Source organism: Peribacillus sp. P4_B1, assembly GCF_056402395.1.
Window position 1 is genome coordinate 69,409 of sequence record NZ_JBFUHM010000015.1, and the last position, 12,766, is coordinate 82,174.

The 12,766-nt window shown below is 41.2% G+C and carries 9 protein-coding genes and 1 pseudogene; 8 read left to right on the plus strand and 2 right to left on the minus strand.

All coding sequences use genetic code 11. The annotated features are described in order from the left end of the window. The first annotated feature begins 6 nt into the window (after positions 1–6). The 5 genes from gucD (at position 7) to AC1DVK_RS11040 (ending at position 4,731) form a co-directional block, all read left to right on the plus strand. Complete coding sequence (gene gucD, locus AC1DVK_RS11020; RefSeq protein ID WP_477626481.1) at positions 7–1,470, plus strand: alpha-ketoglutaric semialdehyde dehydrogenase GucD; 1,464 nt, start codon at positions 7–9, stop codon at positions 1,468–1,470. An 88-nt stretch (positions 1,471–1,558) separates the two neighbouring features. Beyond that, the gene (gene garD / locus AC1DVK_RS11025; protein WP_477626482.1) at positions 1,559–3,094 is read left to right on the plus strand and encodes a galactarate dehydratase; all 1,536 of its coding nucleotides are present in this window, start codon (positions 1,559–1,561) and stop codon (positions 3,092–3,094) included. Between the two features lie 180 nt (positions 3,095–3,274). Continuing rightward, positions 3,275–3,727: a GNAT family N-acetyltransferase gene (locus AC1DVK_RS11030; RefSeq protein ID WP_410862026.1), complete on the plus strand. Its 453-nt coding sequence runs from the start codon at positions 3,275–3,277 to the stop codon at positions 3,725–3,727. A gap of 149 nt (positions 3,728–3,876) precedes the next feature. After that, on the plus strand, positions 3,877–4,188 hold the full coding sequence (locus AC1DVK_RS11035; RefSeq protein ID WP_477626483.1) for a hypothetical protein: 312 nt from the start codon (positions 3,877–3,879) through the stop codon (positions 4,186–4,188). 63 nt (positions 4,189–4,251) lie between these two features. Continuing rightward, positions 4,252–4,731, plus strand: a complete 480-nt coding sequence (locus AC1DVK_RS11040; RefSeq protein ID WP_410862028.1) for a VOC family protein — start codon at positions 4,252–4,254, stop codon at positions 4,729–4,731. Positions 4,732–4,886: 155 nt separating this feature from the next. On the opposite strand, the gene AC1DVK_RS11045 is transcribed toward AC1DVK_RS11040, so the two are convergent. Further along, positions 4,887–6,893 carry a serine hydrolase gene (locus AC1DVK_RS11045; RefSeq protein WP_477626484.1) on the minus strand — a complete coding sequence of 669 codons (2,007 nt, stop codon included), beginning with the start codon at positions 6,891–6,893 and terminating at the stop codon, positions 4,887–4,889. Positions 6,894–7,303: 410 nt separating this feature from the next. Between AC1DVK_RS11045 and AC1DVK_RS11050 the strand changes: the two genes are divergently transcribed. Together AC1DVK_RS11050 and AC1DVK_RS11055 are read left to right on the plus strand one after the other, a co-directional pair. Beyond that, complete coding sequence (locus tag AC1DVK_RS11050) at positions 7,304–7,753, plus strand: ASCH domain-containing protein (protein ID WP_477626485.1); 450 nt, start codon at positions 7,304–7,306, stop codon at positions 7,751–7,753. Between the two features lie 102 nt (positions 7,754–7,855). Next, entirely contained in the window at positions 7,856–8,554 is a 699-nt protein-coding gene (locus AC1DVK_RS11055) for a polysaccharide deacetylase family protein (protein WP_477626486.1), read from the plus strand. A 61-nt stretch (positions 8,555–8,615) separates the two neighbouring features. On the opposite strand, the pseudogene AC1DVK_RS11060 reads toward AC1DVK_RS11055, so the two are convergent. After that, positions 8,616–8,794 (minus strand): annotated as a pseudogene (locus AC1DVK_RS11060) (IS5/IS1182 family transposase); the annotation flags it as partial. Between the two features lie 796 nt (positions 8,795–9,590). Between AC1DVK_RS11060 and AC1DVK_RS11065 the strand changes: the two are divergent. Next, positions 9,591–12,626: an efflux RND transporter permease subunit gene (locus AC1DVK_RS11065; RefSeq protein WP_477626487.1), complete on the plus strand. Its 3,036-nt coding sequence runs from the start codon at positions 9,591–9,593 to the stop codon at positions 12,624–12,626. The last annotated feature ends 140 nt before the right edge of the window (positions 12,627–12,766 follow it).

Consider the following 12,766-nt stretch of genomic DNA (forward strand, 5'->3'; position numbering starts at 1 on the left):
TTATATATGATAACTACAGTTCAAACAAAAACGTATCTTAACTATATTAACGGTGAATGGGTTGCTTCCATTTCAAAAGAAGTTGAAAAAAGTTTAAACCCAGCCGATAAACAGGCCATTGTCGGATATGTACAAAAATCTAACGGGGATGACTTGAATCGTGCAGTAGAAGCGGCGAAAAAGGCGAAAGACAAATGGCGCAAACTAGCTGGTTCAGAGCGCGGGGAGTATCTATATAAAGTAGCCCATATTCTTGAAAAGCGGATTGATGAAATCGCAGAATGTGCAACACGTGAAATGGGTAAGACCTTTGCAGAAACAAAAGGGGAAACGGCACGCGGTATTGCGATCCTGAAATACTATGCAGGAGAAGGAATGCGTAAAGTGGGGGATGTCATTCCATCCACCGACAGTTCAGCGCTTATGTTCACGACGCGCGTCCCGCTTGGTGTAGTGGGCGTCATTACACCTTGGAATTTCCCAATCGCCATCCCGATCTGGAAGATGGCTCCTGCTCTCGTTTATGGGAATACGATTGTGGTGAAGCCAGCCACAGAGACGGCCATCACCTGTGCGAAGATCATGGAGTGTTTTGAAGAAGCTGGTTTACCTGAGGGTGTTATCAATATGGTCACAGGGCCGGGCAGTGTCATCGGGCAGGGCATCGCCGATCACGAAGATGTAAACGGAATTACCTTTACCGGCTCAAACGGCGTTGGAAAAAGGATTGGACAAGCGGCGTTAGCACGAGGAGCGAAATACCAGCTTGAAATGGGCGGGAAAAACCCGGTAATCGTTGCAGCGGATGCGGATCTTAATCTGGCTGTAGAAGCAGTCATTACAGGCGCGTTTCGTTCGACGGGGCAAAAATGTACCGCGACAAGCCGTGTCATCGTTGCAGCTGAAGTTTATGAAGAGTTCAAGCAGTTGCTGGTGAAAGAAACGAAAGGCATTTCCATCGGGGATGGATTGGACAGCGGGACATGGATGGGACCATGCGCTAGCGAAAATCAATTAAAAACGGTTCTTTCCTATATCGAAAAAGGAGTCGAGGAAGGCGCTACACTTCTAACTGGCGGAAAGCGTGCTGAAGAAGGCACTCAGGCTAATGGCTTTTATGTAGAGCCTACGATCTTTGATAACTGCACGTCAGATATGGCAATCGTACAGGAAGAAATTTTTGGTCCGGTGATTGCTTTATTGAAAGCTGAATCAGTCGAAGAAGCCCTGCAACTTGCGAACAGTGTCGAATACGGCCTGAGTGCTTCGATTTTTACTGCCAATATCCAACATTTGCTTTCATTTGTTAACGATATGGAAGCCGGATTGATCAGGGTCAACGCTGAGAGCGCAGGCGTTGAATTGCAGGCACCATTTGGGGGCATGAAAAACTCCAGCTCCCACTCCAGGGAACAAGGAGAAGCAGCAAAAGAGTTTTTTACATCCATTAAAACGGTGTTTGTAAAATAAGTGTCTGAAACAGATATGTTAGCTGAAGAACCGATCTCGTGTATTTTTAGTGATGTTGTTAGCTTTTTTAGAATGAAGGAGTGGTAAAGTGGATACAAAAACGCAGCTGACGGAGGTACCGCTTTATATTAAGGTTAATAGGATGGACAATGTCGCCATTGTGGTTAATACGGGGGGCTTGGATCAAGGAACCGTTTTCCCTTGTGGGCTTGAATTGAAAGAAAGAGTGCCACAAGGCCACAAAGTGGCTTTAATGGATATAGTCGAGAATGAAGCCATCATCCGCTATGGGGAAGTTATCGGTTATGCGGCTGAATCAATCAGTAAGGGCTGCTGGATTGACGAGACACTGGTGATGCTTCCGGCTTCTCCGGATTTAAAGGAATTGCCGGTAGCAAATGATATTCCCAATACTTTACCCCCGCTTGAAGGATATACATTCCAAGGATTCCGCAATGAAGATGGCAGTATTGGAACCAAGAATATATTAGGCATAACAACAAGCGTTCAATGTGTAGTGGGCGTGCTGGATTTCGTCGTGAACCGGATAAAAAAAGAGCTTCTCCCGAAGTATCCCAATGTTGATGATGTTGTCGCCATCAATCACAACTATGGGTGCGGCGTCGCAATCAATGCACCTGAAGCGGTTATTCCCATTCGCACGATACAGAACCTTGCGAAACACCCGAATTTCGGCGGGGAAGCCTTGGTAGTTGGATTGGGGTGTGAAAAACTGTCTCCAATGAGAATAAATCCGAGCGGGGACGATTCAGATATCATTTCACTTCAGGATCAGCAGGGATTTGCGGGAATGGTCCAATCCATTATGGAAATGGCCGAGGAACGTTTAATCAAGTTGAACCGCAGGCAGCGGGAGACGTTTCCGGTTTCCGAATTGGTCATCGGTACGCAGTGTGGAGGAAGTGATGCATTTTCTGGTGTGACAGCTAACCCTGCAGTAGGATATGCTACAGATCTGTTAGTTAGGGCAGGGGCAACCGTTTTATTCTCTGAAGTCACAGAAGTGCGGGATGCGATTCATCTATTGACGCCCCGTGCAGTGAATGAAGAAGTGGGGAGAGCGTTAATAAAGGAAATGGACTGGTATGATAACTACCTTGCTTTAGGTGATGCCGATCGAAGTGCCAATCCGTCACCAGGAAACAAAAAAGGCGGATTGGCCAATGTAGTGGAAAAATCATTAGGCTCCATTGCCAAATCTGGAGGGAGCCCCATTTCAGGCGTACTGGCTCCGGGTGAAAAAGCAACAGAAAAAGGGCTGATTTTTGCAGCTACACCAGCTAGTGACTTTGTTTGCGGAACGCTGCAGCTCGCTTCCGGCATGCACCTTCAAGTTTTTACAACTGGAAGGGGCACACCTTATAATCTGGCAATGGCTTCCGTCATCAAAGTATCTACACGAAATACATTGACCGAGCAATGGAAAGATCTCATTGATATAAATGCAGGAACTATCGCTACAGGTGAGGCAACCATAGAGGATGTCGGGTGGGAAATATTTCACCTCATTTTGGAAGTGGCCAGCGGTAAAAAGAAAACCTGGGCAGAGCATTGGGGCCTGCATAATGACTTGGTACTTTTCAATCCTGCGCCAATTACCTAATAATGATTTACTAAGAAGGACTTCCTTTTAAAGGGGGCCTTTTTTTGTTGGTCCAATTTTTACAGTTGCATTATTTTTCCTCCAGAAAAGAGGACCGCCTAACTTTTAGTTGAAGTTATTAATGAAAGATTGGTTTCCATCATGACGAAAAAAAGGGCGATACTGAACAGGAGGGATATTATGGTCACATTCAGGAATGCGACAGGAAAAGACTTAAGTGAAATAGTACGGATGCTGGCGGATGATGTATTGGGGAGGGAAAGGGAACGCTATGAAAATCCCCTTCCTGAAAGCTATCTAAAAGCATTTGCATCCATTGATGCAGATGGGAATAATGAATTGATCGTAGCATGTCTTGGTGAGGATATCGTTGGGGTGCAGCAAATCACGTTCACTCCTTATATTACCCATCAAGGAGGTTGGAGAGCTACGATAGAAGGGGTTCGGACTGCATCTTCAGAGCGGGGGAAAGGAATAGGAAGCAAGTTGATTCTATATGCGATTGAGCGTGCAAAGGAGCGGGGGTGCCATATCATTCAGCTGACGACAGATAAAAAGCGGGAAGAAACGCTGCGCTTTTATGAACGTTTAGGATTCAAAGCTACTCATGAGGGTATGAAAATGAAGCTTTAATTCAACGTTTTTTATCCTGTCATCGGGAAGGTTGCTGCGGCAACCTTTTTTGTGCACAACTACCGATTGGTATTATATGTTAAAATTGTTTGTGAGATAATTTTTATGGAGAAAAACTATTTAAATTACGATCATGAAAGGGTGGATTGATGGAAAACGATGCATTTATTCAGAAGAGGTACGGTGTAATTAGTTTTATTTCATTCGTCATTGGAGTTATTTGCTTTTTTATAGTTTTTGTTACACCTATTAGAGTTGCAAATATCGGGAGCCTGGCTGATGATTATATAACATTTTTCCTTACGATTACCGGTATTGTCCTTTCTATCATAGGTATTTTGAAGAAAACGGAGAAAAGAGTGATTCCTATTATTTCTTTGGTTTTTTCTTCGTCTTTCTTTATATTTTGGGTTATCGTCATCACTTTGTTAGTAACGGGTGAAATTGAATTTGCCCCGTAGAACAATAGGATAAAGGGATTGAATCAGGATGGTTTCGATCTGACGAAAAAAGGGGTGTATTGAATGATAAGAGGTTTATATGAAGCACATTTACCGGTTCGTGATTTGAATCGTTCCATTGAATTCTATGAAGGGCTTGGTTTGCAGTTGGATCATAAGGTTGAAGACAACCTGGCTTTTCTATGGATTGAAAAGGATAAAAGTTGGTTGGGGCTTTGGGAAACGGAAAAAGTGGAGGTTGAGTATCATCCTTCCATCAGGCATATAGCTTTTGAAGTATCATTGGAAGATTTAAAGAGCTCAGTCGTATGGCTTGAAGATAGAGGCTATTCGCCAAGAGAGGCTTTTGGATTTGCACCAATTGAACCTTTCGTCATGCCTCATGGGGAATATGCGCACGCTAAAATTCACTTTAATGATCCAGACGGCAACAGTTTAGAATTTATTAGTAAACTGGAAAATCCTAAAAAAATCATGAAACGTATGTATTTAAGTGATTGGGAACAAATGAATACAGAAGCGAAAAAAGCGAATGACAGCTGAATTGACGGTTGTGAGAGCTACATGTTTTTCTTGTTATTGTTAAGGTAAATCAAAAGCCATGCTTACCTATTTGATATTCATGGCTTTTGGCAGATTATTTGATTGAGAATCCATTTAAGACTAGGTGCTGGCAGTATTTCTGTGGGGCCATTTGGTTACTTGATTTTGAGGGGCAGTGTATAGTAACCAAATGCCTTATCAAGCAATGCACTAGCTTCTTGACGAAGTAAAGGCTGCTTTGAACGGAAATCTATAGAACCATCTGCCTTGGGTTTAATATCGGGATCAATAATTCCTTGTGATACAAGCGCTTGAGTAGCTTCAATCGCCCATTTATCGGTTTTTCCAGTTATTTTGACCTTTGGAGCGGGTTGGATTTGCTTTAGATTTTGAATCATGACTGCTGCTGTTTGTCTTGTAATGACAGTATTGCGGTTATAATTAGGAATGCCGGAAATTATTTTCGCTTTATTCTTCTCAATATCATCGGGAAAACCAAACCAACCATGTGCACGAAGTAGTAAATCTGCAAACTCTCCCTGTGTCATGATACCTTCCGGATGGAAGCGGTTGTCTGGTTGAGTCTTGAATATGTCGAATGCATACAGATTGTCGATGTGTGTCTTATACAAACTGTCATGCGGTACATCTGAGAAAGGCTTCTTTGTAGGCATTTTTTGTGCATCGGCAATAAAATCCAGACCTGTTGAACTTGTGTAATAGAAGTATTTAATCCGATTCTGATGATCTTTCTTGAACGCTAATTTATTTCCAGCTTCATCTTCAAACAACAGGGGATGAACCATCTTCAAGGTGTGCTTGCCTGAGGGCCCTGCCTCCAGCAACAAGCTACCGTTCTTATAGGTGAACCTGTATTTTAAGAAATGGAAGCGGGTGTTCTGGTATAATCCAACATATTTAGCGGCTTCTTTACTGCTTAAAGGCGTGTAAGTGGATTTCTTTGGCTTCTTTTTTTCTGGGAAATAGTGATCCATAAACTCTTCAAATACTTCTATACTCATCATGGAATCATTGTTATACGACATGTAAAAGGCGGTATTGCTCTTCGGCAATAATGCAATTAACGATTGATGTCCAGGCATGCTTCCGCCTTTTAGAATTACATGGTGACCATTCATTAAATCGTTGAAGAATCCTTCGAATCCTCCGACAGTTGTCATGGGCAGAGTCTTATCTGCAAACACCTGATAGGATTGCATTTGCTCTAACGATTTTTCACTGATAATTTCCTTCCCTTTAAATTTACCTTGCTGCTGAAACATGGTTAAATACTTAGCCATATCATCTCCCGTAGAAAGAATGCTGCCCTGTGGCCCATCTGTCGGTGCATGACCGGAAGTTGGATGTGGCGTGCCTTTATCATCATAGTGTACAGCCATCCTATCGAGCAGTTCAGGGGTGAAACGGGTACTTGTCGAGCTCATTTCCAATGGCTTGAATATATTCTTTTCCATATATTGATCGAATCTAAGGCCGCTTACGTTTTCTATCGCATAGCCAGCCAATAAAAAGGCAAAATTATCATAGGTATATGATTCTCCAGGTGTTCGAACTACAGTCGGCATATGCTCTTTAAGAAACTCTTTCATCGGAATTTCCTGGTTTATATAGTCAGGTGAGGTATACGTAGTAATATCAGGCAGATCTACACCACTTGTATAGGTAAGCAAATTAAACATGGTCAGTGGAGTTCCTGTTTTATTGGGTACTTTCAAGCCATCTAAATATTCATGAATATCATGGTTCAGATCAATCGCGCCTTTATCAGCAAGCTGCATCGCTGCCAAGCCTGTAAAGGTCTTTGAAACGGAAGCGATTTGAAAGACGGTATCCTTATCCACTGGTATTTTCTTATCCTTATCAGCATAACCATAGCCTTTGTTTAACAGGACCTTCCCATCTTTGACAACTACAAAATTGGAGCCATTCACATTGTATTTCCCCATCTTATCGACAAGCACCGAATTCATGAACGATTCTACTTCTTTAGCATCTTGGGGGCCGTTCGTACTTATCTTTTTTGCTGGTTTTTGAGATTCTACTGATTCGGTTGGGACATTGTTAATTGCGGTGCAAGCAGTAAAAGTGGTGGCAGATAATAATAGACAGGCAAGCCCCAAATTACGTGTTTTCGTTTTCATGTTTTTTTCTCCTTTATTAATCGATTTAATTTCCTAGTCATCTCCCATTCCTGATTGACCTTAAGGCTGCATCATGAATGGATCTAACCGAGTATCACAAATCGCTTGTCATTTACACAAGTTACCTTTTGTCACTCTTTTATCAAAAGTTGTTACAACATTAGTAATAACAGCTAAGTAATGTAACATGTTTTTTAGGGGGATTTTTGTTTTGATCCAGTTACTCCAAGGGGTTTGAAGTATCATATGACATTATGAAACTGGTAAATCCGATATTAGGCGATTTAGAATGGGGACTTAGTTGAGAACATGAAGAGGCGAATCATGCGTGACCTGATCATTTCTGCATTTCTCTTAAAAGCAGCGGTTCAGCCTTTAAATGGGACAAAATAGAATGGAGAGATCATAGAATGAATGTTAAAGCGGAATTATATTGGAATGAATTTTGGCAAGGGAAAGGTGAAGAAAAACCTCAGTCAGTCAGTGCGTGGCAATTCGGGGCTGATCCCGATCATTTGGCTCAATTAGTGATGGATGGGATAAAAACGGCTACTTGCTCTGGTTATGTTTTTTATGAAGAGGAAAATGAACCATTACCATCCGTGGGTGATTACAGCATTATTTTAAGTAGCGAAGATGTGCCCTTAGCCATCATCCAAACAGTGAAGGTCGAAGTATTGCCGATGAATGAAGTGAGTGCAGAGTTTGCGATTGCAGAAGGGGAAGGAGATCGAACATATACATACTGGTGGGATGCACATGAAAAATGGTTGAAAGAAGTATTGGACAAAATAGGCCAAACCTTTAAAGAAGATATGCTGCTGGTGTGTGAGCGTTTTGAATTGATCCATGTAAAGTGAATGTGTACGGTTCGTTCGGAAGAGAGCAATAAGTTTTTTCGTTCAGTGATTTGCTATAATAAGTCATGAATTTAAAAGCTTTTAGAAAGATAGGTCATAGTCATGAAAAAGAAACTGAGATTCATTGGGGTGGGAATCCTGGTTGTTTGCCTCCTATTGCTGGGTACGTATAAATTGATGAATTCGAGAACATATCAGGTATTCGGAGGATTAACCGATAAGGTAGAGACGGATCAAAAAGTGGTCGCTTTGACTTTTGATGATGGTCCATCGAAGAATGTAAATCAGATCCTGCCGTTATTGGATAAATACGATGTAAAAGCTACATTCTTCCTGATTGGTAACGAAATCGAAAAGTACCCAGAGGAAGCTGGGAAAATAGCGGAAGCCGGACACCAGATTGGGAATCACACGTATTCCCACAGGCGAATGGTTTTTAAATCGCCCTCCTATATCAAAGCGGAAATCGAGAAAACGGATAAATTAATTCAAAACTCCGGATATAAGGGTGAAATTGACGTTCGGCCACCAAATGGGAAAAAGATCGTTGGCTTGCCATATTACTTAAATAAAAATGATAGAGAAACCATTACCTGGAATCTGGAACCAGATAGCTATTACACTTCAGATTCTGATAAAGTGAAGTATGTGAAGGGAAATATAAAACCAGGTTCGATCATCCTAATGCATCCGATGTATGATGATACGGGTAAAGAACTTCAAGCGATTGAAGGGATAATACAAGAGTTAACGAACGAAGGGTATACGTTTTTAACGGTCAATGAACTTCAAGAGTTGTAGGTTCATTTTTACAATTTCGGGAAAAAGGGTTGCTGCGGCAACCCTTTTGAAATTCCCTGCCCGGTGTTATTTTATGACCAAATAGATAGCTTGTAATCGCCGGTGTTTTATAAGCTGCATCTGCAGCAGCAGCCTCTGGTTTCCAACTTTTTCAATTACTTGTCCAACAAGTGGCTCTAAGATGTGACTATCATGCGTATTTCCAAGTGTTACAATTGTCCCCAACACAATGGCGGCCTCCATTTTACGAACCAAATGGTTCGCTGGATCAGTTGATCTAAAGTAATCATTTCAATTTGATCTCGCTTAATAGAATCATGTTTAAAAAGCATCCTTATGTCCTCAAGTTTTAATCCTCTAGCAAAAGGGGTTCCATCTAAATGTTAAAACAAAGTGATTGGAGCGGGTGTTCGAGACTCCTGCGGGAAAAGCGTGTCTAGGGAAGACCCCGCAGGCGCAAGCCGAGGGCGGACCGCCCGAGGAAAGCGAGTGCCCTACGTTCTAATCAAGGTTTAAATTGTACAACCCTTTTTTATTTTCTCGCTACTAAAAAGGTATTTAACGAAATACTGAATAGTACAAAATGTTGGCGGCATATTGTTTCTTAACGGAATGATGTTGTGGGGCATGCTTTCGTGCAAATAAAGCTTTAAAAATGGGGCTGGTTACGTTGTATCGGAATAAAAATACCGCTCTGATCATTATTTTAGGGATCCTGTTACTCCTATTCCTTGTTGTGATGGCTTTCCGCAATATCACTGTATACTTCGTATATAGTTCAGGCATCGGACCTTTATTATTTATCTGTCTTATCATATTGGCGATCATTATGCTTTTTTTAAAAGGTTACAAGTAATAAAGTTTTGATAATTGAGGTTGCTGCGGCAGCCCTTTTTTATGTGGAGCGAAAGGCCCTGCCATGTCTCGCAAATCCCTGGGTAAAAAGTTATAATTTTTATACTCTTTAACTAGTAATATATGGTAATATTAAAAATGGAATTATGTTCTTTAATTTACAATCAGGGGAGATGTGTGCGTGGAATTTTTTACTAAGTGGTCGTTTAAGAACAAGGCTGCCGTATCATTGGTAACCATATTTATTTTGTTGATAGGTGTTGTTAGTTATTTCAAACTGCCGATGGAATTTTTACCATCTGCTGATAATCCACAAGTTACGATTATCACGATGGGGCAGGGCACCGATTCGAAAACGATGGAAACACAAGTTACAGATCCGATTGAAAGAGCAGTCACTGGAGTTAAGGGAAAGAGCTCAATATACTCCACAACGGGAGATGGGTTTTCAAAAGTAGATCTATCCTTTGAATCCGGATCGGATATGAAACAAGCAAAACTTGATGTTAAAGAGGCTTTAGACAATGTAGCATTGCCACAAAGCATGGCAAAACCGACTGTTACACAGCTAAATACATCAATGATTCCCATTTCATTTATAGCTGTTACTTTTAAGGACGGATTAACAGCTGAAAATATAGACTTGACGAAGAAGGAATTAGAGCCTCTGTATAAAGATATTAAAGGAGTTTCGGATGTACAGACATTTGGAATTTCCCAATCTGTTCTTTCAGTCAAAGTGGATAATGAACAATTGGCTAAAAAGAAAGTTTCAATCCAAGATGTCATGAGTGTCCTTAACGGTCAGAATACAGCTCTAGCCGTAGGCGAAAAAGTGATCGATGGGAAGGCTAGTAACATTAAGGTTATCGGGGATTTAACAAGTATTGAAAAATTAAAAGGGTTAAAGGTCACTCCAAATGTCACACTTGGAGAGATAGCGAAAGTTGATGAAGCGAAAGATGGTAATCTCATCAGTCGTTTCAATGGAAAAGAAAGCATTGATATTAGCATTATCAAGGACAGCCAATCAAATGCTGTCACAATCAGTAAAGAGGTTGAAAAAACAACAAAAGAAATCAATGAAAAATATAGTGACCAGAAATCGACCATCTATTTATCTACAGCTGATATGGTGGAGACTTCCGTTCAGACGATGGTAAAAGAAGTGCTGCTTGGTGCCCTATTTGCCACCATTGTGATCATGGTCTTTTTACGAAATATACGGTCTACATTTATTACAATCGTGTCCATACCGCTATCTCTTGGCTTTACGTTATTCCTGCTGTCATTGTCGGGAGTGACGCTGAATATTTTAACGCTAGGCGGTGTCGCTGTAGCCATTGGGCGCTTAGTGGACGATAGTATTGTTGTTATTGAAAATATTTTCCGGAAAATGCAGCAGGAGAAGATTTCCATCCAATTGGTGATGGAGGCAATAAAAGAGGTAGGAGTGGCGATAACAGCTTCAACCCTTACTACTGTAGCCGTTTTCTTGCCTGTAGCCTTATTGAACGGAGGGCTTCAAGAGTTTCTGCTTCCTTTCGCTTTAACGGTCACTTATTCATTGCTGGCATCTTTAATTGTCGCATTAACGGTTGTTCCTTTAATGAGTGCGGGATTGCTGAAAAGAGCGAAGCTGCCAAAACATCGACCAGCTAAGCGTTTTACCAAGCTGGTTACCTGGTCATTAAACCATAAATGGGTTGTTCTGATTGTTGCGTTGCTGTTGTTTGTCGGTTCCATTGGTACATATTTTGCCATGCCAAAAGGGGCGATTGACAATTCTTCAGCTGATTATGTCTCAGTGACGTTGACTTATCCAAATGATCAGCCCTTTGATAAAGTAAAAGAAAAGGCGATAGAACTCGAAGAGAAAATGCAGGATATGAGTGATGTGGATAATGTGTTCATGCAATTAGGAAACTCTGCCGAAAGTGCTCAATACGGCGCAGTCACATCACCTACAGAAGCTACATTCGGTCTCTTAGTGAAGGATAAAGCAAACATAGATACCATCTTGGAGGAAATCGAAAAGCAAAAAGAAAACTATCCTGGTGCGAAACTTACGACCACCGCCTCTTCATTTATGATGGGGGCTTCAAAGACGAACATTACGATAGATGTAATTGGCAGCAGTGCGGAAGATTTGGAGCTGACAGCTAATAAGATCAAAGGAAAAATTCAAGATATTAAAGGGATTGAAGATGTTACAACGAACCAGGACGAAAAGAAAACCATTTATTCATTCAAGGTAGATCCGGCTAAAGGCAACACAGAACAAATAGGTCAACAACTTGGTATCATGCTTAATAAAACCCCAATCGGCAATATCACGCTTGCGGATAAGCAGACACCTGTAGTCCTTGAACCAATCTTAGATCCTAAAAAACCAAAGGATTTAAAGAATATACCTATAATGACAGATGGCGGTTTAGTCCCGGTATCAAAAGTTGCTTCTTTAAAGAGCGAGGAGAGTGCAACAACCCAGTTCCATAAAGACGGAGAAACGTATCTTCAATTAACGGCAACGGTCGATCCTGCCAAACTTTCTGATATTGCCAGCAAAATAAATCTTGAGATATTTGGAGACAAGGAGACCAAGGGCCTTGATATTCCGAAAGATGTAGACATTTATGTTGGAGGAGCCAGTGCCCAGCAAGCAGATGATTTTACCGATTTGTTCCTTACGATGTTAATTTCGATAGGCATCGTCTTTCTGATCATGGTTTTAACCTTTAAATCAATTAAAGCACCGATCGCCATTTTATTTTCATTGCCGTTCGCTGCTATCGGAGCGGTGTTAGGATTGGTGATCAGTCGAATTCCAGTGGATATTACAGCACTGTTGGGTGCGCTCATGTTAATTGGAATTGTGGTGACAAACGCTATTGTGCTTCTCGATCGAGTCAAGCAAAACGAAGAAAAAATGATTATCCGAGATGCGATCGTTGAAGCGACAGCTACGAGATTCCGTCCGATCATTATGACGGCTGTAGCAACCATTTGCGCCATGCTGCCTCTTTTATATAAAAAGGCGGAAACGGGAAGTCTTGTTTCACAAAGCTTAGCCATCGTTGTCATTGGCGGGCTAGCTGTATCAACACTGCTCACACTCATCGTCATTCCATGTATATACGAATTGCTATACTTTAAAAAGTCTAAAAAACAGAGAAGGAAAAAGAGAGAACCCGTTAATGAACACATTGAGATGTAAGGGTGCTTAATAAAAAAGTTTGCAGAGAAAGATTCACTTCCTCTGCAAACTTTTTTTTGCATTTCGATTTAAAGTTTTTTTAAAATAATGCTTGACTTATATACAACCTGTAACTAAAATGATTACAGCAAGGTGGAACA

Coding starts and splice junctions, on each gene's coding strand:
- gucD (WP_477626481.1), top strand. CDS start 7: ATGATAACTACAGTTCAAACAAAAACGTATCTTAACTATATTAACGGT.
- AC1DVK_RS11030 (WP_410862026.1), top strand. CDS start 3,275: ATGGTCACATTCAGGAATGCGACAGGAAAAGACTTAAGTGAAATAGTA.
- AC1DVK_RS11035 (WP_477626483.1), top strand. CDS start 3,877: ATGGAAAACGATGCATTTATTCAGAAGAGGTACGGTGTAATTAGTTTT.
- AC1DVK_RS11040 (WP_410862028.1), top strand. CDS start 4,252: ATGATAAGAGGTTTATATGAAGCACATTTACCGGTTCGTGATTTGAAT.
- AC1DVK_RS11045 (WP_477626484.1), bottom strand. CDS start 6,893: ATGAAAACGAAAACACGTAATTTGGGGCTTGCCTGTCTATTATTATCT.
- AC1DVK_RS11050 (WP_477626485.1), top strand. CDS start 7,304: ATGAATGTTAAAGCGGAATTATATTGGAATGAATTTTGGCAAGGGAAA.
- AC1DVK_RS11055 (WP_477626486.1), top strand. CDS start 7,856: ATGAAAAAGAAACTGAGATTCATTGGGGTGGGAATCCTGGTTGTTTGC.